At 65.4% G+C, this 23,255-nt stretch carries 24 protein-coding genes; 12 read left to right on the plus strand and 12 right to left on the minus strand.

Translation table 11 applies throughout. The features are described from left to right. The first annotated feature begins 139 nt into the window (after positions 1 to 139). Both ACQR1X_RS10595 and uvrA read left to right on the plus strand, forming a co-directional pair. Positions 140 to 784, plus strand: a complete 645-nt coding sequence (locus tag ACQR1X_RS10595; protein WP_315799851.1) for an outer membrane protein — start codon at positions 140 to 142, stop codon at positions 782 to 784. Between the two features lie 277 nt (positions 785 to 1,061). Continuing rightward, positions 1,062 to 4,055 carry an excinuclease ABC subunit UvrA gene (uvrA, locus tag ACQR1X_RS10600; protein WP_434898774.1) on the plus strand — a complete coding sequence of 998 codons (2,994 nt, stop codon included), beginning with the start codon at positions 1,062 to 1,064 and terminating at the stop codon, positions 4,053 to 4,055. 157 nt (positions 4,056 to 4,212) lie between these two features. Here uvrA and ACQR1X_RS10605 read toward each other — a convergent pair whose 3' ends face one another. From ACQR1X_RS10605 to ACQR1X_RS10620, 4 genes are all read right to left on the minus strand, one after another. Further along, positions 4,213 to 4,509 carry a DUF1963 domain-containing protein gene (locus ACQR1X_RS10605; protein WP_316236425.1) on the minus strand — a complete coding sequence of 99 codons (297 nt, stop codon included), beginning with the start codon at positions 4,507 to 4,509 and terminating at the stop codon, positions 4,213 to 4,215. A gap of 127 nt (positions 4,510 to 4,636) precedes the next feature. Continuing rightward, positions 4,637 to 4,963, minus strand: coding sequence for a hypothetical protein (locus tag ACQR1X_RS10610; protein ID WP_316236424.1), 327 nt, complete (start codon positions 4,961 to 4,963; stop codon positions 4,637 to 4,639). Positions 4,964 to 5,195: 232 nt separating this feature from the next. Next, positions 5,196 to 5,510, minus strand: coding sequence for a hypothetical protein (locus ACQR1X_RS10615; protein ID WP_434847757.1), 315 nt, complete (start codon positions 5,508 to 5,510; stop codon positions 5,196 to 5,198). A gap of 160 nt (positions 5,511 to 5,670) precedes the next feature. Then, positions 5,671 to 6,663 carry a lipase family protein gene (locus ACQR1X_RS10620; RefSeq protein WP_315799847.1) on the minus strand — a complete coding sequence of 331 codons (993 nt, stop codon included), beginning with the start codon at positions 6,661 to 6,663 and terminating at the stop codon, positions 5,671 to 5,673. Between the two features lie 273 nt (positions 6,664 to 6,936). Here ACQR1X_RS10620 and ACQR1X_RS10625 point away from each other — a divergent pair, with 273 nt between their 5' ends. Beyond that, positions 6,937 to 7,581, plus strand: a complete 645-nt coding sequence (locus tag ACQR1X_RS10625) for an HAD hydrolase-like protein (protein WP_315799846.1) — start codon at positions 6,937 to 6,939, stop codon at positions 7,579 to 7,581. Between the two features lie 174 nt (positions 7,582 to 7,755). Here the strand turns inward: ACQR1X_RS10625 and ACQR1X_RS10630 are convergent, their stop codons facing one another. The 6 genes from ACQR1X_RS10630 to ACQR1X_RS10655 form a co-directional block, all read right to left on the minus strand. Then, positions 7,756 to 8,688: a cytochrome D1 domain-containing protein gene (locus tag ACQR1X_RS10630; RefSeq protein WP_434898817.1), complete on the minus strand. Its 933-nt coding sequence runs from the start codon at positions 8,686 to 8,688 to the stop codon at positions 7,756 to 7,758. Between the two features lie 245 nt (positions 8,689 to 8,933). Beyond that, positions 8,934 to 9,503 carry an SRPBCC family protein gene (locus tag ACQR1X_RS10635; protein WP_434881585.1) on the minus strand — a complete coding sequence of 190 codons (570 nt, stop codon included), beginning with the start codon at positions 9,501 to 9,503 and terminating at the stop codon, positions 8,934 to 8,936. Positions 9,504 to 9,608: 105 nt separating this feature from the next. Continuing rightward, on the minus strand, positions 9,609 to 10,502 hold the full coding sequence (locus ACQR1X_RS10640; protein WP_315799844.1) for a UPF0149 family protein: 894 nt from the start codon (positions 10,500 to 10,502) through the stop codon (positions 9,609 to 9,611). Between the two features lie 460 nt (positions 10,503 to 10,962). Then, positions 10,963 to 11,733, minus strand: coding sequence for an AAA family ATPase (locus ACQR1X_RS10645; protein WP_316236420.1), 771 nt, complete (start codon positions 11,731 to 11,733; stop codon positions 10,963 to 10,965). Positions 11,734 to 11,808: 75 nt separating this feature from the next. Then, positions 11,809 to 12,666, minus strand: a complete 858-nt coding sequence (locus ACQR1X_RS10650) for a PCC domain-containing protein (RefSeq protein WP_434898775.1) — start codon at positions 12,664 to 12,666, stop codon at positions 11,809 to 11,811. Between the two features lie 6 nt (positions 12,667 to 12,672). Next, positions 12,673 to 14,274 (minus strand): acyl-CoA synthetase, encoded by a 1,602-nt coding sequence (locus ACQR1X_RS10655; RefSeq protein ID WP_434898776.1) that lies wholly within the window; start codon positions 14,272 to 14,274, stop codon positions 12,673 to 12,675. A 254-nt stretch (positions 14,275 to 14,528) separates the two neighbouring features. On the opposite strand from ACQR1X_RS10655, the gene ACQR1X_RS10660 reads away from it, so the two are divergent. The 3 genes from ACQR1X_RS10660 to ACQR1X_RS10670 all read left to right on the plus strand — a co-directional run bounded on the left by ACQR1X_RS10660 (position 14,529) and on the right by ACQR1X_RS10670 (position 15,640). After that, positions 14,529 to 15,071 carry a DUF3828 domain-containing protein gene (locus tag ACQR1X_RS10660; protein WP_434898777.1) on the plus strand — a complete coding sequence of 181 codons (543 nt, stop codon included), beginning with the start codon at positions 14,529 to 14,531 and terminating at the stop codon, positions 15,069 to 15,071. 15 nt (positions 15,072 to 15,086) lie between these two features. Further along, on the plus strand, positions 15,087 to 15,359 hold the full coding sequence (locus ACQR1X_RS10665) for a GNAT family N-acetyltransferase (protein WP_434898778.1): 273 nt from the start codon (positions 15,087 to 15,089) through the stop codon (positions 15,357 to 15,359). A gap of 116 nt (positions 15,360 to 15,475) precedes the next feature. Continuing rightward, on the plus strand, positions 15,476 to 15,640 hold the full coding sequence (locus ACQR1X_RS10670) for a DUF1127 domain-containing protein (protein ID WP_315799839.1): 165 nt from the start codon (positions 15,476 to 15,478) through the stop codon (positions 15,638 to 15,640). 100 nt (positions 15,641 to 15,740) lie between these two features. Here the strand turns inward: ACQR1X_RS10670 and ACQR1X_RS10675 are convergent, their stop codons facing one another. Next, a complete protein-coding gene (locus ACQR1X_RS10675) occupies positions 15,741 to 16,148 on the minus strand; it encodes a DUF3597 domain-containing protein (protein ID WP_316178580.1) in 408 nt (135 codons plus the stop codon). A 399-nt stretch (positions 16,149 to 16,547) separates the two neighbouring features. On the opposite strand from ACQR1X_RS10675, the gene ACQR1X_RS10680 reads away from it, so the two are divergent. Both ACQR1X_RS10680 and ACQR1X_RS10685 read left to right on the plus strand, forming a co-directional pair. Next, positions 16,548 to 17,459 carry a DUF2189 domain-containing protein gene (locus tag ACQR1X_RS10680; RefSeq protein ID WP_316178578.1) on the plus strand — a complete coding sequence of 304 codons (912 nt, stop codon included), beginning with the start codon at positions 16,548 to 16,550 and terminating at the stop codon, positions 17,457 to 17,459. Positions 17,460 to 17,649: 190 nt separating this feature from the next. Further along, the gene (locus tag ACQR1X_RS10685; RefSeq protein ID WP_315799836.1) at positions 17,650 to 18,471 is read left to right on the plus strand and encodes a lytic murein transglycosylase; all 822 of its coding nucleotides are present in this window, start codon (positions 17,650 to 17,652) and stop codon (positions 18,469 to 18,471) included. A 67-nt stretch (positions 18,472 to 18,538) separates the two neighbouring features. On the opposite strand, the gene ACQR1X_RS10690 is transcribed toward ACQR1X_RS10685, so the two are convergent. Then, positions 18,539 to 18,802: a hypothetical protein gene (locus ACQR1X_RS10690; RefSeq protein WP_316178946.1), complete on the minus strand. Its 264-nt coding sequence runs from the start codon at positions 18,800 to 18,802 to the stop codon at positions 18,539 to 18,541. A 477-nt stretch (positions 18,803 to 19,279) separates the two neighbouring features. Between ACQR1X_RS10690 and ACQR1X_RS10695 the strand changes: the two genes are divergently transcribed. From ACQR1X_RS10695 to ACQR1X_RS10710, 4 genes are all read left to right on the plus strand, one after another. Continuing rightward, complete coding sequence (locus ACQR1X_RS10695; protein WP_006614327.1) at positions 19,280 to 19,432, plus strand: DUF1127 domain-containing protein; 153 nt, start codon at positions 19,280 to 19,282, stop codon at positions 19,430 to 19,432. 157 nt (positions 19,433 to 19,589) lie between these two features. Continuing rightward, positions 19,590 to 21,023 (plus strand): methylenetetrahydrofolate--tRNA-(uracil(54)-C(5))-methyltransferase (FADH(2)-oxidizing) TrmFO, encoded by a 1,434-nt coding sequence (trmFO, locus tag ACQR1X_RS10700; RefSeq protein ID WP_434898779.1) that lies wholly within the window; start codon positions 19,590 to 19,592, stop codon positions 21,021 to 21,023. Positions 21,024 to 21,030: 7 nt separating this feature from the next. Further along, the gene (locus tag ACQR1X_RS10705) at positions 21,031 to 22,131 is read left to right on the plus strand and encodes a serine/threonine protein kinase (RefSeq protein WP_316178574.1); all 1,101 of its coding nucleotides are present in this window, start codon (positions 21,031 to 21,033) and stop codon (positions 22,129 to 22,131) included. Positions 22,132 to 22,198: 67 nt separating this feature from the next. Then, positions 22,199 to 23,089 carry a TauD/TfdA dioxygenase family protein gene (locus ACQR1X_RS10710; RefSeq protein WP_434886167.1) on the plus strand — a complete coding sequence of 297 codons (891 nt, stop codon included), beginning with the start codon at positions 22,199 to 22,201 and terminating at the stop codon, positions 23,087 to 23,089. The last annotated feature ends 166 nt before the right edge of the window (positions 23,090 to 23,255 follow it).

Genomic DNA, 23,255 nt, shown 5'->3' on the forward strand with positions numbered 1-23,255 from the left:
CCGCGAGTGTGTCTTCAGGGTGACGGTAATCCGTACGGAACCGGGCTATAGGAACCTCGTCAACTTGAACGGGTGAGTCTGTTTCGTGCGTAAGCTTATCGGTGCGATGCGGACTTCGAGGAATAAACTGGAGACTGGAATGAAGAAGATCTTGCTCGCGACCGTGGCCCTGGCCGCCCTGGCCGCTCCCGCTGCCGCCGCTGATCTCGCCGCACGCCCGACCTACACCAAGGCCCCGGTTCTCGCGCCGGTGCAGACCTGGACCGGTTTCTACATCGGTGCGATGGGTGGCTACGCCAATGAGGACGCCGACTTTGCGGCCATGAAGGGCGGCTTCGCCGGTGGCACCGTCGGCTACAACTGGCAGCAGGGTGCTGTCGTGTTCGGCCTCGAGGCCGATGCTGCCTGGGCTGACATCAATGCCTCCGTCGGCGCGCTTGGCGTGACCGCCGAATCGAAGATCCGTGACTGGGGCACCGTCCGTGGCCGCATCGGTTACGCCTTCGGCCCGACCCTGCTGTACGCCACCGGCGGTTACGCCTGGGCGGACAACCGCATCTCGCTGACGGCTCCGGGCGTCGCCGTTTCGGACAGCAAGATCCACTCGGGCTGGACCGTCGGCGCAGGCGTCGAGTACATGTTCGCCCCGAACTGGTCGCTGAAGGGCGAGTACCTCTACAAGAGCTTCGGTGGCGAGAGCTACACCTTCACCGGCCTCGGCACGCTCGCGACCGGCACGCTCAACGTGCATTCCGGTCAGGTCGGCATCAACTACCACTTCTAAGAACGTCGCCTCCGGGCCAACGCACACAGCCTCCGCTCTGCCAGAGCGGAGGCTTTTTCTTTGCGGGATCGCGCACAGGGCCGGACGGAACCGGCAGCCTCCTGCCAATCGCTGCCATTCCCTGAGCGCATTGTTGATGATTCGCTGACGGTACTGGAAATCCGGCCGCGTTCTTCCTACGTTCCGACGATACCTTTTCCCTCTGGCGTCCGATGGCCGGCTCCCGGCAGAACGCGCCTGCAACAATGGCGCGGTCTCGCGCCGTGGGACGATCGTCATGGATGAAGTGCTCAAGGCCAAGCAGCGCGCGCAAGCCAACCAGTCGAGCCTGCGGGCCATCACCATCCGCGGCGCCCGCGAGCACAATCTGAAAAACATCGACGTCGAGATCCCGCGCGACAGGCTGGTGGTGTTCACCGGGCTGTCCGGCTCCGGCAAATCCTCGCTCGCCTTCGACACCATCTATGCCGAGGGCCAGCGCCGCTACGTCGAATCGCTGTCGGCCTATGCGCGCCAGTTCCTCGAGATGATGCAGAAGCCGGATGTCGACCAGATCGACGGCCTGTCGCCGGCGATCTCGATCGAGCAGAAGACGACCTCGAAGAACCCGCGCTCGACGGTGGGCACCGTCACCGAGATCTACGACTACATGCGCCTGCTGTGGGCGCGCGTCGGCGTGCCCTACTCGCCCGCGACCGGCCTGCCGATCGAGAGCCAGACCGTCTCGCAGATGGTCGACCGCGTGCTGGCGCTGCCCGAAGGCACCCGCCTCTATCTGCTGGCGCCGGTCGTGCGCGGCCGCAAGGGCGAGTACAAGAAGGAGCTCGCCGAATATCTCAAGAAGGGCTTTCAGCGCGTCAAGATCGACGGCACCTTCCATGAGCTCGCCGAGGCGCCCACGCTCGACAAGAAGTTCCCGCACGACATCGACGTCGTCGTCGATCGCATCGTCGTGCGCCCCGACATCGGCCAGCGCCTCGCCGAGAGCTTCGAGACCGCGCTGAAGCTCGCCGAGGGCCTGGCAGTCGTTGAGTTCGCCGATGCGCCCGCCGCGACGGCGCCAGCCGAGGAAAAGGAAAAGAAGAAGACCGCCAAGATCCACGACAAGAGCGGGCCCGAGCGCATCCTGTTCTCCGAGAAGTTCGCCTGCCCGGTGTCCGGCTTCACCATCCCCGAGATCGAGCCGCGGCTGTTCTCGTTCAACAACCCCTATGGCGCGTGCCCCGAATGCGGCGGCCTCGGCGTCGAGCAGCACGTCGATGCCGACCTCGTGATCCCCGACAAGGACGTCACGCTGCGCAAGGGCGCGATCGCGCCGTGGGCCAAGTCGTCATCGCCCTACTACCTGCAGACGCTGACCGCGCTGGGGAAGTTCTACAAGTTCACGCTCGACACCAAGTGGAAGGATCTGCCGAAGAAGACGCAGAACGCGCTGCTGCACGGCTCCGGCGACGACGAGATCAAGTTCACCTATGAGGACGGCGTTCGCGCCTACGACACCAAGAAGCCGTTCGAGGGCGTCATCACCAACATCGAGCGCCGCTTCCGCGAGACCGAGAGCGAATGGGCGCGCGAGGAGCTCGGCAAGTACTTCAACGACGTGCCCTGCGCCGGCTGCAAAGGCTTCCGGCTGAAGCCCGAGGCGCTGTGCGTCAAGGTCGGCGGCAAGCACATCGGCGAAATCAGCGATCTCTCCGTCAAGGCTGCCGGCGAATGGTTTGCCGAGGTGCCAAAGGCCCTGAACGCGCAGCAGACCGAGATCGCCACCCGCATCCTCAAGGAGATCCGCGACCGCCTGACCTTCCTGCTCGATGTCGGCCTAAACTACCTGACCCTGGCGCGCTCCTCCGGCACCTTGTCCGGCGGCGAGAGCCAGCGCATCCGCCTGGCCTCGCAGATCGGCTCGGGGCTGACGGGTGTGCTCTACGTGCTGGACGAGCCGTCGATCGGCCTGCACCAGCGCGACAATGCCCGCCTGCTCGACACGCTGAAGCGGCTGCGCGACCTCGGCAACACCGTGATCGTGGTCGAGCATGACGAGGATGCCATTCGCCTCGCCGACTACGTGCTCGACATCGGCCCCGGCGCCGGCACCCATGGCGGCAACATCGTCGCCGAGGGCACGCCGGCCGAGATCATGCGCAATCCGGCGTCGCTGACCGGCAAATATCTCACCGGCGAGCTCGAGGTCGAGGTGCCCGAGCGGCGGCCGCCGAACCATCGCCGCACCATCAAGGTCGTCAACGCCCGCGGCAACAATCTCAAGAACGTCTCGGCCGAGATTCCGCTCGGCCTGTTCACGGCGATCACCGGCGTGTCCGGCGGCGGCAAGTCGACGCTGCTGATCGACACGCTGTACAAGGCGATCGCGCGCAAGCTCAACGGCGCCAACGAGGCGGCGGCGCCGCACGACCGCATCGAGGGCCTGGAGCACATCGACAAGATCATCGACATCGACCAGTCGCCGATCGGCCGCACGCCGCGCTCCAACCCCGCGACCTATACCGGCGCGTTCACGCCGATCCGCGAATGGTTCGCCGGCCTGCCCGAATCCAAGGCGCGCGGCTACGAGCCCGGCCGGTTCTCGTTCAACGTCAAGGGCGGCCGCTGCGAAGCCTGCCAGGGCGACGGCGTCATCAAGATCGAGATGCACTTCCTGCCCGACGTCTACGTCACCTGCGACGTCTGCAAGGGCAAGCGCTACAACCGCGAGACGCTCGACGTGCTGTTCAAGGGCAAGTCGATCGCCGACGTGCTAGACATGACCGTCGAGGAGGCCGCCGAGTTCTTCAAGGCGGTGCCGCGCGTGCGCGACACCTTCGAGACCCTGCGCCGCGTCGGCCTCGACTACATCCATGTCGGCCAGCAGGCCACCACGCTCTCCGGCGGCGAGGCGCAGCGCGTCAAGCTCGCCAAGGAGCTGTCCAAGCGCGCCACCGGCCGCACGCTCTACATCCTCGACGAGCCCACGACCGGCCTGCACTTCCACGACGTCAAGAAGCTCCTGGAGGTGCTGCACGAGCTGGTCGCCCAGGGCAACACGGTGGTCGTCATCGAGCACAATCTCGAGGTCATCAAGACCGCCGATTGGGTCATCGACCTCGGCCCCGAAGGCGGCGACGGCGGCGGCGAGATCGTCGCCTGGGGCCCGCCCGAGGACATCGTGAAGGCCCCGCGCAGCTACACCGGGCGGTTCCTGAAGCCGGTGCTGGAGAAGTCGGCCAAGCCGAAGAAGCGCAGCCGCGGCGCCGCGAGCGAGGCGGCGGAGTAGTTCCGTCGCGCCGTCATTGCGAGCGAAGCGAAGCAATCCAGAGCCGGGCGCGAGACTCTGGATCGCTTCGTCGCTCCGCTCCTCGCGATGACGGTCGGGACGACGGGCTCGTGCGCCATGCGAGAGGTCGCTGCTTGCACGGACCCTAGATCGTACATCAGTTCGATTGAACGAACGACTCCGACGCGTAGCAATCGAAGCACAGGAAGACGTAGATCATCCCGCAATCCGCGATACATATCTCGTCATTGATCGAATCGAGTTGACCGTAGAACGTCATCTTGACCCGGCAGGTCTTGCAGGTCGGCCATTCATCACCCTGGATGAAATCGGGGCTTCCACCGAGCCGGTGCCTGCGTCCGATCGGCTTTGGCGCCCATTTGAAAGGTGGCATTTCGCGCGCGACGTCATCCAACGGTTCAGGGACGAGCTGAAACGGCGGAATGACTTTCATGCGCGGGTCCGCTGGACTTCGAGGTTACAAGGCTTACCCAGCCTATCGTCTCCCCCCTGTAACGCAACGACAAAGCCCGCCGCTCAGCCAAGCGCGACGGGCTTCATCGTTGCTCTACCAACTCAACTCACCAGCGATAATACCCGCTGCGCGTGCCGTTGTTGTTGCCGCTTGGGCCGACGTCGCCCTGGGTCGAGCTCGGGGTCGGGTGGTTGGTGCCGTTGTAGCCGGCACCCCAGCCCGGGCCGTCATACTCGCCCGGCGCAACCGCGACGTAGCCTTCCTCATAGACCGGTCCGGGCGCCCAGGCGTAGGAATCGCGGTAGGCATAGGTGCTGGTGACCTGGCCACCATAGCCGTAGCCGCCGGGGCCGTACTCGCCGGCTGATGCGGCGGCGGTGCCGGCGACCAGCGTGACCGCGGTCAAAGCCGCCAAACCAAACATGCGTGTCATGAACTTGCTCCTTCGTTCCTAATTATCGCGGAGCAAACAACGTGAGGACCCCCGCGGTTCCGCGGCAGGTCAAGACAATGCTGCGACACAACGCTTCGCTCACATTGCCGCGATCAAATGATCCAACGCGGCTGTATCTTAGCGGCTCACTGCGGAAGAAAAGCCCGCCGCTCGTGTCCGGGCGGCGGGCTCGTCAACTTGACGCTGACTTATCTGAAAGCTCTGAAAGCGACTACCACTGACGATAGACGCCGGTCAGCGTGCCATTGTTGTTGCCAGACGGACCGACATCGCCCTGGGTCGAGCCCGGTGTCGGATGGTTGGTGCCGTTGTAGCCGCCGCCCCAGGCCACTGGGCCAGCCACCGGACCCGGCGCGTAGGCCGGCCCCGGCGCTGCGCCATACACCGGCTCGGAATCCGTGGTCTGCGCCGGCGGCACCCAGGCCATGGAGTCGCCGAAACGGGCATAGCCCTGCGCGGACGCAGCGGCGGTGCCGATCACCAGCGTGGCTCCGGCCAGCGCGGCCATCTTGATCGTGCGTTTCATGTCTCTCTCCTTGCTTCTGTGCGGGGTCAACCACCGCACCGCGCAAGGCGTTCCTGCAGCGCACACTCACAAAAATCGTGATCAAAGGTTGATTGGCCGCCGCACCGAGCCCCTTGCAGGACTGAGCGAACCCAGCCCCGCAAAAGCTCCCCTGCGACGCTCAAGCCGCGACGGCGACCGCCCGCGGCCGCGCCACGCCGGTCTTGGTGACTCCCGGCAGCGGCGGCGCCTTCGTGCCGGTCGCATGCGGGAAATACTGCAGCTGCATGGAATGCATGTAGCCGGCTTCCGCGGTCCAGGAGTCGTTCGCCTCGACGATCGGCGTGATCGTGAACAGGTCCGGATTGCTCGGCGCAATCGCGGTATAGGTCGGGATCGATGCGCTGAGCCACTCGAGCGGTTTGTAGATCGAGTAGTAGTTGGTGTCCTTCAGGACAGGCGCCGGCGGCGGATAGGTGCCGAGAATCCCGTTCAGGTTGGCCCACCCCATCGGCACGATGTCGTTGCTGTTGACCGCCGCGTAATAGGTGTAGCTCTTTGCGAAGGTCGCCGCGAATCCCGCGTTCCACATCGTCGGAGCAGCGAAGGTGTGCGGCCACAGCGTGAACTTCAGCGACGAGTTCAGCTTCGGCAGCTGATCCTGCAGCCATGCCGTCGCCGCCACAGCGAGCGCGCCGCCGAGGCTGTGCCCGGTCACCATCAGTTGCAGGTTCTGCTTGGCCGCGAGGCCGCGCAGATAGTCTAGCAGCGACAGGTCCGTCGTGGGATCGGTGAGCGCGATGACCAGCGCCAGCGCGTCGTTGATTCCGGCGCTGATCTGCAGCGGCGCGCCGGCCTGCTGCGGATACAGCCACGGCACCTGGAAAACCGCGTCGGCATCGGCGAGCACGTTCTCGAAGGCGCCGGCAACCGAGCCGTCGACATCGGTGCCGCGGAACGCCAGCGCATAGCTGCCGTCGCTGCCTTGCGCGACATAGGCGAGCACGCCGTTGTTGACCGCCGGGCCCCAGACGAGCGACCACGGACCGTTCGCCGCGCCCGACGGGACGGACTTCAGCATCGTCACGAAATCGCTCGGCTGAACCGCATCGAGCGCGTCGTCGATATAGGCGAAGTAGGACAGATAGGCTGCAGCCACCTTGTTGAGGGCCATGTGAAATCTCTCTGGCTTGAATGATGAAAACAATTTCGATCAAATCGGGCAGGCAGACCCTGATCCGCCGGCGCACCGGGATCATAGACCGCGTCATCTCCAGGTGCACATCACAACATGTTCACCCCCTGATCATCTAACGTCGCCATGGCGCTGCGAGACGCAACGGTCGCGTCTCATTGCGCCCCGCCCCTCCCGTTGCTATGGCGCAGGGCTGTCGCAGGACGACACGCCTCGACGATCATCAGCCCCTCGCCACGCTTACCCCGCGCGATGCCATATTCTCTCGTCATCTTCGATCTCGACGGCACCCTCGCCGACAGCTTCCCGTGGTTTCGGGTCCACGTGAATGCGGTCGCCGCGCGCTTCGGCTTTCGCCAGGTGAAGGACGAGGACATCGACGGGCTGCGCCATGCCTCGACCCGCGAGATCCTCGATTTCCTCCAGGTGCCGCGCTGGAAGCTGCCCTTCATCGCGCGCCACGTGCGCCGCCTGAAGACGGCGCATGCCGCAAGCATTCCGCTGTTTGCAGGCGTCGACATCATGCTCGACACGCTTGCCGCGAACGGCACGACGCTCGCATTGGTCTCGTCGGACAGCGAGGCCAACGCGCGGCAGAAGCTCGGATTGCGCGCCGGTCTGTTCGCCGATTTCGATTGCTCGGCCTCGGTGTTCGGCAAGGCACGCAAGTTCCGCCGCGTGCTGAAGCGGCTGCGCGTCGACCCGGCCCGGGCCATCGCGATCGGCGACGAGACCCGCGACATCGAGGCGGCGCGCGCCGCCGGCATTGCCTTCGGCGCGGTGACATGGGGCTATGCCGCGGAGCAGGCGCTGCGCGACCAGCGACCGGAGATGCTGTTCACGCGGGTGGAGGAGATCGTGGAGCGGCTGGTCGTGCATGCCGGACGAGATCCGTAGCCTGCATCGGCGCCGGGATGCAGGGACAATGACGAACCTCGATACCTGCCCGCGTCTTTGTGAGCGCCTCGTCAAAGCCCGGATGAGCGCAGCGACATCCGGGGTCATCGCCGGCGTCGCAGAAGAACCCGGATATCGCTGCGCTCATCCGGGCTACAGTCCGTGCCCAGCGCCTCACCGCCGCAGGAACGCGCCGAAGGCGCGCGGACCGTCGCCGACCTTGATCTCTCCCGTGACCTTCAGCGCGGCCACGTCGATGACGCTCAGGATGTTGCTCTCCCAATTGGCGACGATGACGCGCTGGCCGTCGGCGGTCGCCTCGATGCCCTCCGGATAGTCGCCGACACTGATGCGCTTGAGCGGCTGCAGGCTCGCCAGGTCGAACACGCTGACCGTGCCGTCATACTGGTCGGTGGCGAAGCCCCTGCCCTGCGCCAGCGCCACCGCATAGGGCCGCAAGCCGGTCTTGACCCGGCCGATCTCGCGGCGCCCGGCGAGGTCGATCACCGAGACGTCGTTGGAGGCGACATTTGCCGTGTAGGCGCGCTTGCCCTCGGCGTCGATGGTGACACCGAACGGCCGCGTGCCGACCTTGATGGTCGCAAGGCGCTGGCGCGTCGCCGTGTCGATCACCGAGACCATGTCGTCGTCGCGGTCGGCGGACAGCAGCAGCTTGCCGTCGGGTGTCACTGCAAGCCCCGACGGCGAGGCGCCGACCGTGATGCTGCCGATCACCGTCCGGGTCTTCGCATCGATCACGCGGATCGCGGCGTTGTACCAATCTGCGACGTACACCGTCGAACCGTCCGGCGTCACCGCTATGCCGAGCGGCCCGCCACCGACCTCGATGCGGCCGACGACTTTTCGCTCGGCAGCATCGACGACGCTGACGGTCTTGTCGTCCGGACTCGCGATATAGGCGAAGCGGCCGTCTGCGGCGACGGCAACTCCGGCCGGCTTGCCGCCGATCGGAATCGTCGCCACCGGCTTCGAGGTCGCGAGATCGACGATCGTCAGATCGTCGCTGAGCTGATTGGTGACGAAGGCTTCCTCGGCGTGAGCTGCGGTGCCAAGGGCGAGCAAAGCACCAAGCAGAAGGACTCGAATATGATTAGAGAGATGACAAACGCTGCGGCCGCGGTCTCCGTCTTTACCTCGCCCAGCTTGCGGGGACGCGACGAGCTTCGCTCGCGCTGAGAGGTCGGATTGCATCGGAGATGCAATCCGGGTGAGGGGGTACAGGTCCCTCTGTTCACACCACCCGTGCGGCTGCCCCTCACCCCAGCCCTCTCCCCGTGAAGGACGGGTAGAGGGAGCGCACCGCTGACCAGGCGACATCTTCCGCCTTGCGCTCAGCTGCCGCTCTCCACCTTCTTCTTCAGGCCCTCGAGCCCGCCCTTGTAGAGCCCACTCACCGCGTTGACCGCGGCCTCGTCGTTCAGCTCCGGCGGCGGGTCGTTGTTGGGGAAGCCGCGGTAGAACGCGCCGGTCCATTCGACCACGCTGCCCTTGCCGTCAGCGCTCGGCGTCACCGCGATGGTCGACGAGTAGTTCGTCACCGGCAACACCTTCACGTCGACGGCGGTGATGCGATACGAATAGCTCATCTTCTCGGCGTCGTATTTGTAGAGCTCCTCGTCGACGGTCGCGCCGCCTTTCAGGGTCAGCTTGCGCGTGGCGCCGATCTCGTTGCCCTTGTCGCCCGCGGTCTTGTCGACGACGCCGAGCCAGCTCATGTCCTGGAAGTTGCCGATCACGGCCCATACCTTGGCGGGCGCGGCGTTGATCTCCACGTGCTCCTGCACCTTGCGCCGGGTGGGCCCATGCGCTTCCGCCATCGTCAGGGTCGTGATTGTCAGGGCCGTCGTCGCGATCGCGAGCGCCGTCCTTGCGGTCAGCGCCTTGCCGAACACCATCCTCATCTCGTTTCCTCGGTCACTTTCATTGGCCCGCGCATCCGGCGCGGACAGGCCTATCTTTGCACCGCACTGGATTGTTGCAACAAAAAAGACCGTGTCGTGGCCGCCTCAATTCGCGCCGCAGCAGCGCTTGTATTTCTGGCCGGAACCACAGGGACAGGGGTCGTTGCGGCCGGTCTTGCCGAACGAGGCGAACGGATTGGGCTGCCGGGCAAAGTTGGTCGACGTGGGCACCGGCGGCCCGCTCTGCCGGTATTGATACAGCGTCAGCACCGCCTCGCGGATATCAGCCGGCGCCTCGCGGTCGAGCTTGGCGTTCTCGGCACGATCGTCGTCGAGCGCCAGCTCGATCGCCACCATCAGACGCAGCGCCGCCTCGCCCACCTCCCCGTCGACCTGCCGATAAGCCTTGAACCTCTCATGGCGAAGGTCCACGGCCGCCGCAAAACCGTCGATCCACAGCTCCCAGACGACGTCGCCGTTGAAGGCGTCGATTGGAAAACGCGGCTGGTACTGCTCCGGATGCTGCGCGAGCGTCAGCGCGATCTCCCGGTGATAGTCCATGACCAGCCCGAGCACCTCATTGGCATGGTCGATGCTGGAGAAGACGGAGCGATGCCCCTTGCCGAGCCCGAAGGCCGCCGCGAACCATTCGCCCGGCGGAATCGGCTCAGGGAGCACGAGCAGGCCGGCGATGAAGCCGTCGAGCTCCTCCAGCACCATGGCGCGATCATCCAGGGCCAGCAGCGCCCGTTCGAGCTTGTCGTGGCGACCGATCTGCTCCGGCATGCAGCCCCCTCTTCCTTCGCTCCCGTCACGTTCCGAGTCGCCCGACGGGCAAGCCGCGCACACGGCCGAGCCACGACGCGGCCGTTTTGACACCAAAACAGCCGTGCGCGCAAAACCTAAATTTCCGCACGGGATCAGCGGCATCACCCTTGTCCAGTCCTGCCGCGAAAAATATTCTTCTTTCGTTTTTACGGAATTTCTGTTTTCCTGCATGCGTCCCGTCCTCACGAGAGGGGCGCTTCGCGGTCGTCACGGGCGTGGAGGGCGGGATGCGATGGACGTCACGGGCCCGGTGCTGATGCGCAAGACGACGGGTCGCGGGGCGGACGGCGAAATCGTGTGGTCCTGACCTCCCGACGCTGAGGTCAAATGGGTGTCGATGCCTTCTGGGCGTCGCGCCGATGACGGTGGCCAGAAAGCCCGGTGCACCGAGGAGAGCGCGTATAAGTCGTAAACCGTCGCGCAGGGAAGGCCGGTTGCTCGGCCAATCCTGTGGTTCCTGCCGCCTGCATTTTTTTCGCAGGCGGGCCATGGGTGCGGCCCGCACCCGGCCTTCCCTGCGCCCTCTCACCTTGGGAGGGCGGAATGAATGTCAAAGCTCGGATGCCAGGGCATCGCGAGATCGGTGTCACATGGCCAGTCGCGGCGAGCAATCCAGAGTCGTCTGGAGCCCTCACTCCGCGAACACCGCCTGCACGAACCCGTCCGGATCATTGCAGAACTCGCGCATGGCCTTGAAATGATCGGTGTCCTGCACGCGGACGGGCTCCAATCCGTATTTGGTCAGCCGCAGCAGCGTCGCGCCCGGATAGGCCATCAGCACCGGCGAATGCGTCGCCATCAGCACCTGGCAATGACTGGAGTCATCCATCCGCCGCATCAGCTTCAAAAACTCGATCTGCCGCGCCGGCGACAGCGCCGATTCCGGCTCGTCGAAGATGTAGATGCCCTGGCGCTGGCAGCGCTCGTCGAAGAAGCGCAGGAAGCCCTCGCCGTGGGAGTGGGACAGGAAGTCCGGCGGCGGCCCGCCGAGCGGATCGTCCAGTGCGGCCTGGTCGAGATAGCGCGCCACCGAAAAGAAGCTCTCGGCGCGGAAGAACCAGCCCTGCGTGATCTTCGGCAGCCAGCTCGCCCGCAGCGCGGCAGCGAGTGCGCCGCCCATGCGCTCCACCGCGCGACCATGATCAACCGGCATGTAACCCTTGCCGCCGCCGGCCTCGTCATAGCCGGCGAGCGCTGCGATGCCTTCGAGCAGGGTCGACTTCCCGGTGCCGTTCTCGCCGACGATGATCGTAATCGCACTCGTGAAGCTGAGCTCGAACTCATCCTGCAGGAACGGCAGGCAGAACGGATAGGCGGCGCGATCGGAGATCTTGGCCGGATCGAGCCACAGCCGCTTCAGATAAGGGGCTGGCAACCGGATCTCGCGTTGCTTCCTCGCCATGACGCCTTCACAACCTCGGTGACATCACCGGCAATCTCGCACATCGCGGCCGCCTCGGCCACCGCCGCACCGACGCTATGCCACGACCTCCAGCACCAGCTCCATGGTCATCAGCACCGGATTGTCGCCGCGGACGAGGCGGCCTTGCGCGAGTGCGCCGGTGTAGTCGACCAGCGCGACGTCAACAGTGGCTTCAACGCTGTCGTCACCGGGCGCGATCGTGCCGGCGGTGATCGTCAGCTCCGTCGCGAACGGCTCGACGACGCCGCCGTCCTCGAAGCGCGCCCCGATGGTCGAGCCGACGCCGCCGCGAATGCGCGCTTTGCTGATCCGCTGCGCCCGGCAGAACGCCTCGAGGCAGCCGGCGAAATCCTGGTTCGGCCGCAGCCGCAGCGCGAAGGCGCGGCGATCCGTCATGGCAGCGCTCGGCGCAGCCGTCACCGGGCCGAACAGCTTGAAGCCGGTCTCGGGATCAGGCGCGGCCGTGAAGATCGCGCCATCGAGCCCGAAAGCCTCGACCTCGAACGGCTCGGCGACGATGGTCTCTTCCGGCAGGATGTGCCCTCCCCCGGAGCGGCCGCCCTGTTCCGTCCACAGCGCGTGGCAATGGAAGAATGGCGCGCCGTCGCGCACGCCAAGCGTCATCGTCGCGGTCGACAGGCGCGTCACACCGGCGGGCCGATAGGTCTCGCTGTAGAACGCGGCATGATCCGCCGTCTTCGACAGCGCCGGCATCACATAGGCGAACGGTCCGAGCGCCCCGCCTTTGATGTCGAGCACGCCACCGGCAAAGCCATTGGCCGCGAAGCCGCGGCGCGCGGCTTCCAGCAGCGGCAGGCCTTTTTCGAGCGCGAACGTGAAAGCGCGGCCGCGCGCCGCGACCCACTGGATGCGGTCGGCCACGGGCGCGCCGGGCTGGATGATGGATCGCATCACGTGTCAGCCCTGCTTGCTGAGATCGAGCAGGCCGCGGGCCTCGAGCTCGTCGCGCACCAGACGCTTCGGAATCTTGCCATAGCCCGATTTGGGCAGCGCGTCCCAGAAGAAAAAGCGCTTCGGCATCTTGTAGCGCGGCAGCTTGGTCGCGAGATAGCCGGCGATGGCGCTCTCGCTCGGCGCCGCCGCGCCCTCGCGCGCGACGCAGACGGCGACGCCGACCTCGCCCCACACCGGATCGGGCACGCCAAGCACGGCGACCTCGCCGATATCCGGATGCGTCAGGATCTTTTCCTCGACCTCGCGCGGATAGATGTTGGAGCCGCCGGAGATGTACATGTCCGACGCGCGGCCGGTGATGTAGACGAAGCCGTGTTCGTCCATGTGGCCGAGATCGCCGGTGCGGAACCAGCCGTCGCGAAACGCCTTCGCATTGGCCTCCGGATTGTCGTAGTAGCCCGCGAACACGGCCGGTCCGATGACGCAGATCTCGCCAGTTTCGCCGGGCTTGAGCTCACGCCCCTGATCGTCCTGGATCGAGACCTGCATGCCCGTGCGCTCATAGCCGCAGGTGCCGATCCGCGCCTCCGGTCCATCCTCTTCCTCATGCGCCGCGGCCGGCAACACCGTGATGTTGCCGGTGACCTCGCCGAGACCGAAATACTGCACGATCACCTTGCCGAGCCGCGCCAGCGCGCGCTTCTGGTCCTCGCGATACATCGGCGCGCCGGCATAGATCACGTGGCGCAGCGAGGAGTGATCGAACTGGTCGACTGCGGGATGCTCGACCATCATCTTCAGGATGGTCGGGACCGTGAACAGGTTGCTGACGCGATGCCTCTCGATCAGGCGGAAGGCTTCGGCGATGTCGAACTTCTCGCTCGGCAGCAGCACGGTCCTGGCACCGCGCGCGCTCTGCATGAGCTGGTGAACGCCAGCGCCGTGCGACAGCGGCGCGACCACGAGCGAGGCATCGTGCTCGGTCGTCCCTGGTGTGAGATCGGCGAGATGATTGGTGATGACGAACGCCATCTGGCCATGCGTCAGCACCGCCGCCTTGGAGCGGCCGGTCGTGCCGGAGGTGAAGAAGAACCAGCAGGGATCGTCATGCTCGACGGCCGCGTTCGCGACGTGCGCGCCGACATGCGCCTTCATGGCGTCGGCCACGGTCCCCGTGCCGAAGCTGCCGCCTTCACCGATGCGCCACGTGAAGTCAGCGGTCGTCACCGCGGCGGCATGATCCGGAAAGTCGCCGTGGCAGAGAAACGCCTTCGCGCCCGAGGCGGTCGCGAGGTAGGCGACCTCGTCCGGCATCAGTCGGAAATTGGTGGGCACCCAGACCGCGCCGATCCGGAACGCGGCGAACATCGAGACGAACATCTCCTCGCAGTTCTTGGAGTGCACCAGAATGCGATCGCCCTTGGCGATCCCCTGCTCGGCCAGCGCCGCCGCGAGCGCCGAAACCATCGCGTCGATTTCGCGCCAGGTCCACGACCTCTCGCCCCAGACGAAGCCGACGCGGTCGCCGAGCCGGCGGCCGTTTTGCGTGACGATATGCGCGAGGTTCATCACGCGGCGGGACATCCGCAGGGGTGCCGGTGTCATCGACAACCTCTCGCGCCGCTGCAACTGACGAACAGACCCATGGAAGCGTCCCCTCATCGATCCTTCAGGCGATCTCAGCCGCCCGATACCTTTGGGCCTGTTTATCCCGGTCCTGCTCGCCCTCGCAAGGCCGGCCTCCCCATCGCACCCATGCGGTGGCGTGTTTCGAACGGATGCAGATGCCGCGCGACAAACCGTGGCCGGCCGCGCATTTCTTCATGTCACCGCGCGCCGAATCGGATTTGAGGACAACCATGATCGATCGTCGCTTCCTGCTTCTCGGCCTCGCTGGCGTGCTCGCCGCTTCTCCGCTGCACGCGCAGGCGCCTTCTTCCAACGAGCCCGTCGGCATCATGACCGCGATCTACACCCGCGTCGCCAAGGGCAAGGGCGAGGATGGCGGCACCTTCGTCATCGAAGACAAGGCGGCGCGCGCGAAATATCTGTCGAAGTCGCTGGCCGCCCAATGGGCGAAGATGGACGCCCGCACGCCCAAGGGCGAGGTCGGGGCGATCGATTTCGATCCCGTCACGAATTCGCAGGATCCCGATGTCGCCTCATTCAAGGTGACGCCGGAAATGCAGGACGGCGACAAGGCAACCGTCGCGGTCAGCATTCGCGGCCACCGGACCGAGCGCAAGGAACAGGCCGATGACGTCATCCGTTACGACCTCGTGCGCGAGGCCGGCCGATGGAAGATCGACGACATCCGGGGCGCCGTCGACGGCAAGCCGTGGTCGATCCGCGCGATGCTGGTGGAGTTCCTCAAACTCACCGAGAAGCCCAAGCGAAAGTAGCGAAAGTTGACACGCATGACTGATGTCCAAGACAACAAGGCCGCCAGCCGCTTCGAGCTCGACATCGAGGGCAACGTCGCGTTTGCCAACTACCGGGCCACGCCGCAGGGAGTGATCATCACCCATACCGAGACCCCGCTACCGCTGCGCGGCCGCGGCATCGGCTCGCAGCTCGTGGAGGGCGCCCTTGCGCTGATCCGCGCCGATGGCGGCAAGGTCATCGCGGGCTGCAGCTTCGTTGCCGATTACCTCCGCGACCATCCGGAGAACCGGGACATCATGGCCTGATGGGGCCGTGGAATTACCGGGCGAGACGATTGGACGGTGCGCTTTAACGCAATGGCTACCTGGATGGATCAGCAATCCCCCGCCGAACAAGCAACCAGACCCATGGGGAGAGGCACATGTTCATCACAGCCATTTTCGACGTTCTCAAGCGCTACGTTCACTACCGCACCCAGCTCGCCTATCTCGACCAGCTCGATGAGCGCACGCTGCGCGACATCGGCTTCGAGCGCGACCAGCTGCACGCGGAGGCCTGGGAACGCGCCGGCTTCGTACACGTCTGAGGCGCTGGCGCAGCCTCACGCTCGACGCGATCCGAGACGACAAAGGCCCGCACGATGGCGGGCCTTTCGCTTTCTTGGCCTTGCCGTGAGCGGCGCACGCTCAGTGCTTGATCTCCGGCGGCAGCTTGCCGCCATTGGCGGCGAGCTTGCTCATCACCTGCTTGTGCAGCCACACGTTCATGCTGGCGGAATCGTTGGTGTCGCCGCTGTAGCCGAGCTCCTTGGCGAGCTCCTTGCGCGCAGCGAGACTGGAATCGATGTCGAGCGCCTTCATCAGGTCGACGATCGAGGTCCGCCACTCCAGCTTCTCGTGCTTGGCAGCCGCCGCCTTGTCGACGATCGCAGCCACATCGACATTTTGCGGCGCAGCAGCAGGGGCTGCCGTCGGGGACGCGGCCGCGCCGCCTGCCGGCGCGGTACCACCAGCGGCGGGCGTGCTGCCGCCGGCCGGTGCAGCCTCGGCATGATGGCCGAAAATTGCGCCCATGATCTTTCCGAAAACGCTCATCAATGGCTCCCAATGGATAGTGATCGAACAAGAACTCGGCCGGCGATGTTCCGTTGCGAAGAGGCCCGTCAAAACCCCTCCGCCACCACCCGCCTGCCAAACGCGAACACGGCGACGAATGTGAAGCTTACCCAAGGCGGAATGACGGCGGAATGACTTTATTGGACAATGCTCAGCTTCTGCATGGACGTACCGTTTTAAATGCACTGCGACAATCACAGCACTCACCGAGGCGTGAGTAGGCGCAGCCGGTTTTGCCACTATCTTCATGACTTCCGTTCGCGAATGGCCGCCCCGAGGTTCGTCGCGTCTGGCCATCCGCGAATTTGTTCCAACGAAAAGCGCAGCCCGCCTGCGTGGTTGGGAAGCGCCCTACGCAAGTTGAGGGAGCACACGACGATGGCCACCTACCACAGCAATGCTGCCTCCCACGTGCGGGCGGCAGACGAGGTCGCGGCTGAGCTGACGATTCGTACGATCGACATGTCGAGCCTGATGCGCGCGCTCCGGCTCGGCTGGGATGACTTCAAGGCGGTGCCGAGTCACGCCGTGATGCTATGTGCGATCTATCCCGTTCTCGGCCTGGTGCTGGCGCGCGCAGTGTTCGGCTATGCGGTGGTGCCGCTGTTGTTTCCGCTGGCGGCGGGCTTCGCCCTGCTCGGCCCGTTCGCCGCGCTCGGTCTCTATGAGCTCAGCAGCCGCCGTGACCGCGGCGAGGACACCAGTGCCTGGGACGCCCTGGAGGTGCTGCGGTCGCCGTCGTTCGGCTCGATGCTCGGACTGGGCACGCTGCTCCTCGCGCTGTTCGTCACCTGGGTCGCGACGGCGCAGGCGATCTACGTCGCAGTGTTCGGCTATGGCGGCGCGACCGGTGTGAGCGATTTCCTGCAGCGGGTCTTCACCACACCGCAAGGTTGGTGGCTGATCGCGGTCGGCTGTGGCGCAGGCTTCCTGTTCGCGCTGCTGGCGCTGTGCCTCAGCATCGTGTCCTTCCCATTGATGCTCGACCGTCACGCCGGCGCGCTCGAAGCGGTGGTCACCTCGCTGCGCGTGGCGGCCAAGAATCCAGTTCCGGTTGCGGCCTGGGGCCTCATCGTCGCAGTGCTCCTGGTGGCCGGCACGATCCCGTTCTTCCTCGGCCTCGCCGTCGTGATCCCGGTGCTCGGCCACGCCACCTGGCATCTCTACCGTGAGGCCATCGCGATCCATCCCGACGCCGCCCGGATCGTGCCGCCGGCCCCCCGCAGCTCCAAGCCCGCGGCGGATTTCCCGGCGAACCTGTTCCCATGGCGCTCGCGTGACCAGATGTGAGGACGCCGCGATGAATCTTCACCGCCGCCGGCCTCCAGGCCGGCGGTCGCGTCGAGTGGCCGCAGAGTGTGGCGGCGCTCACGAAATCCGACGCCAATGTGATCGAAAGGCCTTGCTGCTGCCGCGGTTACGCCCGACATGGAGCACGCCCAGCAACGCCTTTTGAATCCATTGCCGTCCAGGTGTTTCGATGATTGCTCGCGTTCTCGCCGTTTCCGCTCTTGCCTGTCTCGCTGCCCTCACCCCCCTGTCAGCGCCAGCGCATGCCGCGGTACCCTGCGGCAACGGCAATTTCGACGGCTGGCTCGCCGAGTTCAAGACCGAAGCGGCGGCCAAAGGCATCTCGCAGAACACGATCAATGCGGCGCTGACGGGCGTGACGCCCGACCAGAGCGTGCTGAACCGCGACCGCGGTCAGAAGGTGTTCAGCCAGACCTTCGAGGAGTTCTCCGGGCGCATGGTGCCGCCGCGCCTGACCCGCGGCTCCAACATGCTGAAGCAATACGGCTCGGTGCTGTCGCGGATCGAGCAGAGCTACGGCGTGCCCGGCGAGGTGCTGGTCGCGATCTGGGGTCTCGAGACCGATTTCGGCGTCAACGTCGGCAAGTTCCCGACCATCCGCGCGCTCGCGACGCTGGCCCATGACTGCCGCCGCGCCGAGCAGTTCCGCGGCGAGTTGCTGGATGCGCTGCGCATCGTCGACCGCGGCGACCTTCAACCGGCCGAGATGCACGGCGCCTGGGCCGGCGAGATCGGGCAGACCCAATTTATGCCGTCGTCCTGGATCAAATATGCCGTGGATTTCGACGGCAATGGCCGGCGCGACCTGATCCGCAGCGCGCCCGACGTTCTCGCCTCCACCGCGAACTATTTGAAGGGCTATGGCTGGCAGAAGGGCAAGGACTGGGAGCCCGGCGGCCCGAATTTTGCGGTCATCCAGCAGTGGAACAAGAGCGAGGTCTATGCGCGGACGATCGCGACGTTCGCGACCCAGCTGGCGCGGGCGCCGTAGGAGGGAGAGTGAGGCCGATCGCGGCATCGCGACCGGCCGTTCGTTCGATGATGCTGTGATACGCCCGCTACTTGCTCATCCCGGCCTGCATCGCCCTGGTCAGGTGCATGCTGCAGGCGCCCATCTTGCCGCTCAGAAGCGCGTCTTGCGCCGCCGCGATCTCTTTTTGCGCCGTGTATCGGGCGTCGCCGTCGGCCATGGCCTCGATCGCCGTCTCGGTCTTTTCCAGGTTGGCCCCGCTGCAGCCGGCGCCATGCATCCGCGCGGCCTGAGCCGGACCGAACGCCACGATTGCCGCAGTGATGAGCGCGGCCCCAAACAGTTTGTTCATTGTTCTTCCTCGCTGGTGCGGCGGCATCGGCATCATTACCGGATACCGCGACACTTTGTCGCACCTTCCGCAAGATGGCACGAAATGAAATCGCCGCGAGCGATCCGTGATGGCGAGCCTTCCATTCGAGAGGTAAAGCCAAAATAATGAATTTATATTCATTTTATCAACCCATGCATTTCGCGAGGTACGGGCCGGGCGGGCACCTCCAAAACTTGTCCAGCATCGGAGTTGGCATTACGCGATCCGGCAATCCGAACGAGCGATTGAAAAACCGCATGAATACGGGGTTTTTTGCAATTCGCTCAGCGGCTGGGCGTCCTGCCCGATTCTTACCCAAGCGTTACTCAAGCTATGCGCCGAGGGGTTAGCTGCATCGCAACATTCACGCTTCCGCATCGCAACATTCCCTTCTATGTTCATTTCAACGATGAAGTTCCAACGAAGAACTGAATCGCGAACTAAAGGAGATTTCTCATGTTGCTCTCGCTCATCCGCATGGTTCAGGCGTTCCGTGAGTATCAGCGCAACGTTGCCGAGCTGTCGCAGCTCAGCGATCGCGAACTCGCCGACATCGGTCTCGATCGCTCGGACATCCCGCGCGTTGCCGCCGGTCACTACAACGGCTGATCAGCACTCTTCCGATATCTACCGGACATCGCCCGCCTCGCTGCGGGCGTTGCCGTTTTCGGGCGGTTCGCACACGGCGACACACGCGCCCGCTTTCTCGCGCCGAGCCTCACTGGCGCATTTGCAGCGCTCGGGAAAAGCGCTACCTGTCCCGCGCATGACAGGCTCCAAATCACCTTCGAAGACCATCCACATTGTCGGTGCCGGCCTCGCCGGCTCGGAAGCCGCCTGGCAGCTCGCCGAGGCTGGAGTCGACGTCGTGCTGCACGAGATGCGGCCGGACCGCATGACCGAGGCGCACCGGACCGCGACGCCGGCCGAGCTCGTGTGCTCCAACTCGTTCCGCTCCGACGACGCGGCCAATAACGCGGTCGGCCTCCTGCATGCCGAGATGCGTCGGCTCGGCTCGCTGATCATGCGGGCCGCCGACGCCAACCAGGTCCCGGCCGGTGGTGCCTTGGCCGTCGACCGTGACGGCTTCTCGGCCGCCGTCGCAAGCGCGCTGGAAGGCCATCCGCGCATCGAGCTGCGCCGCGGCGAGATCACCGGCCTGCCGCCGGCGGACTGGGAGAACGTGATCATCGCCACCGGTCCGCTCACCTCGCAGCCGCTGGCCGAGGCCGTCCGTGACCTGACCGACGAGACGGCGCTCGCCTTCTTCGACGCCATCGCGCCGATCGTGCACAAGGACACGATCGACATGTCCAAGGCCTGGTTCCAGTCGCGCTACGACAAGGTCGGTCCGGGCGGCACTGGTGCCGACTACATCAACTGTCCGATGACGAAGGAGCAGTACGACGCCTTCGTCGCGGCGCTGCTCGCCGGCGAGAAGACCGACTTCAAGGAGTGGGAGACCAACACGCCCTATTTCGACGGCTGCCTGCCGGTCGAAGTGATGGCCGAGCGCGGTCACGAGACGTTGCGCCATGGTCCGATGAAGCCGGTCGGCCTGACCAATCCGCACAATCCGACCGTCAAGCCCTACGCGATCGTGCAACTGCGCCAGGACAACAAGCTCGGCACGCTCTACAACATGGTCGGGTTCCAGACGAAACTGAAATACGGCCCGCAGCAGCAGATCTTCCGCACGATCCCCGGTCTCGAGAACGCCGAATTCGCGCGGCTCGGCGGGCTGCATCGCAACACCTTCCTCAACTCGCCGAAGCTGCTCGATGCGCAGCTCCGTCTGCGCGCGCAACCTCGGCTTCGCTTTGCCGGCCAGATGACGGGATGCGAGGGCTATGTGGAGTCGGCGAGCATCGGCCTGATCGCAGGCCTCTACGCCGCCGCCGAGGTGCGCGGCGCCGATCTGCTGCCGCCACCGCCAACCACCGCGCTCGGCGCCCTGCTCGGCCATATCACCGGCGGCCACATCGAGACGATCGACGGCGCGACGCGCTCGTTCCAGCCCATGAACATCAATTTCGGCCTGTTCCCGCCGCTGGCGGCGGCCCCCACCCGCAAGCCGGACGGCACGCGGCTGAAGGGCAACGAGAAGACGGTGGCGAAGAAGCAGGCGATGAGCGCCCGCGCGCTGGCTGATCTCGACCGCTGGATCGCCGAGCACCTGCGCGTCGCGGCCGCTGCGTGAGAGCCCCATGAGTTTGCCGAAGACTGATTCCGCCGTGCTGGCGGCACGTTGGAGCGAAGGCGTGCTGCTCAAGCGCGACGTGTTCTCGACCGTCGAGCGCGGCCGCTTCAAGAGCGAGGCCGGCGAAGTCGATGCGGTGCTGCGCCGGCTCGACGAGGTGCCGTGGTGGTCGTTCGTGCTGGCGCGGCATTTGTTCGCGCGCGAGCGCAAGGCGCTGACGCGCGCCAGGGGGCTCAACGCCGGCCCCGATCTGCTGTGGGCGGGCGATCGCGCGCTGGTCCGCGGCTTCATCAATGGCGTGGCGCTGCATCTGGCCAAGCCGCACGGCAACGTCGCCTATTTCCGCTCGGCCAAGCGGATGATGCGCCGGCTGCATCGCGCCGGAATCACGCACAACGATCTCGCCAAGGAGCAGAACTGGCTGGTCGGTCACGACGGCCATAGCTACGTGACGGACTTTCAGCTGGCCGCCTGCTTCGACAGCCGCAGCCGCCTGTTCCGGATCGCGGCCTATGAGGATTTGCGTCACCTGCTCAAGCACAAGCGGAGTTACGCGCCCGAGGCGCTGACGCCGAAGGAGCGCAAGATCCTGGCACGCAAATCGCTGTTCGCGCGCATCTGGCTGATGACCGGCAAGAAGGTGTATCGCGCGATCACGCGCGGCATCTTCAATTTCACCGACCGCGAGGGGGGTGGACGGCGCCTCGTCAACGATGCGCCGGTGCTGATGGACATGATCCGGAAGAACCCGGCCGTGCGCGACGCCGCGATCGTCGCCTTCGCCGACCGCCGAACCGGCGTCGGGCTGTATGCCTTCGTCGAGGGGGAGCAGCCGACGCTTGAAACCCAGTTGCAGAACGAGCTTGCTTCAGCCAAGGGCCCGAAGCCGCCGGAGCACATCCAGGTCGTGCATGCCCTGCCGCGCGACGCCAGCGGCAGGCCACGCACCGAGCTGTTGCAGCTGGTCGCGATGAACCAGATCGACCTGATCGAGCCGATGCTCACGAGCGACAGTGATCGCGCCTTCCTCAAGGACATCCTGGACTCGCGCAAGAACCTGCGCGACCGGTTCAATTTCGAGGCCGACCTGAAGCTGCCTTCGGCCTGAGCGGACGAGACTTCGCGGCCCGGCCATTGTATCCTGTGGTTGCAATGTCGTTTGGGAGGATTTGGCAATGAACGTCGAGACCCGCGCGGCGACAATCTCTCGGTCGTCGAGCATCGAGATCATCCCGACTGGCCGGCAACTCGGGGCGGAGATTCGACATGTCGATCTCAGGCATCTCGACGATGCGGGCTTCGACGCCCTGCTCCGCGCCTTTCACACGCACTCCGTTTTGCTGGTGCGCGGCCAGGCTCTGACGGACCAGGACCTGATCGCCTTCAGCCGCCGCTTCGGTGATCTCGACTGGGCGCCGGTGCAGGAGAACGGGCGCCGCTTCGTCGACGGTCTGCCCGAAATCTATATCGTCTCGAACGTGAAGGTGAATGGCGAGGCGATCGGCAGCCTCGGCGCCGGCGAAGCGGTGTGGCATACGGACATGTCGTATCTCGACACGCCGCCGATCGCGAGCGCGCTCTACGCGCTGGAAATTCCGCCCGCCGGCGGCAACACCTCGTTCTGCAGCATGTATGCCGTGTACGACGCGCTTCCGCTCGAACTGAAGCGCCGTGTCGCGGATCTGAAGATCAAGCACGACGGCACCTACAACAGCGGCGGCTTCGTACGTCAGGGCGTGACGCCGACCGATGATCCGCGCACCTCGCCGGGCGCGATCCATCCGCTGGTCTGCACGCATCCCGATTCCGGTCGGCAGATGCTTTATCTCGGCCGCCGGCGCAACGCCTATCTGGTCGGGCTCGAACTGGCGGAATCGGAGGCACTGCTCGACGAATTGTGGGCGTATGTAGCCCGTCCGGAATTCGCCTGGGAGCATGTCTGGAAGGTCGGCGATCTCGTCATCTGGGACAATCGCTGCACCATGCATCGGCGCGATCCGTTCGATGATCATGCGCGGCGAATCATGCATCGGACCCAGATCAAGGGAACGAATCGCCCGCACTGATTCGCTTGCGCGCGACATCCGCACGATCAAGCGCCAGATTGCCTGCGAATGAGTTGCAGGTTGCTGGATATTTCCTCGTGCGTCGCCTTGAAGCGTCCAATTTCCGACTCAGAGCGGCAGAGTGTGCCGACAATCGGCAGATCGTGCCGCGATCCTTCCGCGAATT

The sequence above is a fragment of the Bradyrhizobium sp. HKCCYLRH3073 genome (genome assembly GCF_051167995.1).
GTDB lineage: Bacteria > Pseudomonadota > Alphaproteobacteria > Rhizobiales > Xanthobacteraceae > Bradyrhizobium.

Excerpts from the sequence above, each read along its gene's own strand:
- ACQR1X_RS10675 (WP_316178580.1), bottom strand. The coding sequence starts at position 16,148 with ATGAGCGTTTTCGGAAAGATCATGGGCGCAATTTTCGGCCATCATGCC.
- trmFO (WP_434898779.1), top strand. The coding sequence starts at position 19,590 with ATGACAGGCTCCAAATCACCTTCGAAGACCATCCACATTGTCGGTGCC.
- ACQR1X_RS10595 (WP_315799851.1), top strand. The coding sequence starts at position 140 with ATGAAGAAGATCTTGCTCGCGACCGTGGCCCTGGCCGCCCTGGCCGCT.
- ACQR1X_RS10670 (WP_315799839.1), top strand. The coding sequence starts at position 15,476 with ATGTTCATCACAGCCATTTTCGACGTTCTCAAGCGCTACGTTCACTAC.
- ACQR1X_RS10655 (WP_434898776.1), bottom strand. The coding sequence starts at position 14,274 with ATGACACCGGCACCCCTGCGGATGTCCCGCCGCGTGATGAACCTCGCG.
- ACQR1X_RS10695 (WP_006614327.1), top strand. The coding sequence starts at position 19,280 with ATGTTGCTCTCGCTCATCCGCATGGTTCAGGCGTTCCGTGAGTATCAG.
- ACQR1X_RS10620 (WP_315799847.1), bottom strand. The coding sequence starts at position 6,663 with ATGGCCCTCAACAAGGTGGCTGCAGCCTATCTGTCCTACTTCGCCTAT.
- ACQR1X_RS10640 (WP_315799844.1), bottom strand. The coding sequence starts at position 10,502 with ATGCAGGAAAACAGAAATTCCGTAAAAACGAAAGAAGAATATTTTTCG.
- ACQR1X_RS10690 (WP_316178946.1), bottom strand. The coding sequence starts at position 18,802 with ATGAACAAACTGTTTGGGGCCGCGCTCATCACTGCGGCAATCGTGGCG.
- ACQR1X_RS10625 (WP_315799846.1), top strand. The coding sequence starts at position 6,937 with ATGCCATATTCTCTCGTCATCTTCGATCTCGACGGCACCCTCGCCGAC.
- ACQR1X_RS10645 (WP_316236420.1), bottom strand. The coding sequence starts at position 11,733 with ATGGCGAGGAAGCAACGCGAGATCCGGTTGCCAGCCCCTTATCTGAAG.
- ACQR1X_RS10660 (WP_434898777.1), top strand. The coding sequence starts at position 14,529 with ATGATCGATCGTCGCTTCCTGCTTCTCGGCCTCGCTGGCGTGCTCGCC.
- uvrA (WP_434898774.1), top strand. The coding sequence starts at position 1,062 with ATGGATGAAGTGCTCAAGGCCAAGCAGCGCGCGCAAGCCAACCAGTCG.
- ACQR1X_RS10665 (WP_434898778.1), top strand. The coding sequence starts at position 15,087 with ATGACTGATGTCCAAGACAACAAGGCCGCCAGCCGCTTCGAGCTCGAC.
- ACQR1X_RS10610 (WP_316236424.1), bottom strand. The coding sequence starts at position 4,963 with ATGACACGCATGTTTGGTTTGGCGGCTTTGACCGCGGTCACGCTGGTC.
- ACQR1X_RS10710 (WP_434886167.1), top strand. The coding sequence starts at position 22,199 with ATGAACGTCGAGACCCGCGCGGCGACAATCTCTCGGTCGTCGAGCATC.
- ACQR1X_RS10705 (WP_316178574.1), top strand. The coding sequence starts at position 21,031 with ATGAGTTTGCCGAAGACTGATTCCGCCGTGCTGGCGGCACGTTGGAGC.
- ACQR1X_RS10680 (WP_316178578.1), top strand. The coding sequence starts at position 16,548 with ATGGCCACCTACCACAGCAATGCTGCCTCCCACGTGCGGGCGGCAGAC.
- ACQR1X_RS10605 (WP_316236425.1), bottom strand. The coding sequence starts at position 4,509 with ATGAAAGTCATTCCGCCGTTTCAGCTCGTCCCTGAACCGTTGGATGAC.
- ACQR1X_RS10685 (WP_315799836.1), top strand. The coding sequence starts at position 17,650 with ATGATTGCTCGCGTTCTCGCCGTTTCCGCTCTTGCCTGTCTCGCTGCC.
- ACQR1X_RS10635 (WP_434881585.1), bottom strand. The coding sequence starts at position 9,503 with ATGAGGATGGTGTTCGGCAAGGCGCTGACCGCAAGGACGGCGCTCGCG.
- ACQR1X_RS10650 (WP_434898775.1), bottom strand. The coding sequence starts at position 12,666 with ATGCGATCCATCATCCAGCCCGGCGCGCCCGTGGCCGACCGCATCCAG.
- ACQR1X_RS10615 (WP_434847757.1), bottom strand. The coding sequence starts at position 5,510 with ATGAAACGCACGATCAAGATGGCCGCGCTGGCCGGAGCCACGCTGGTG.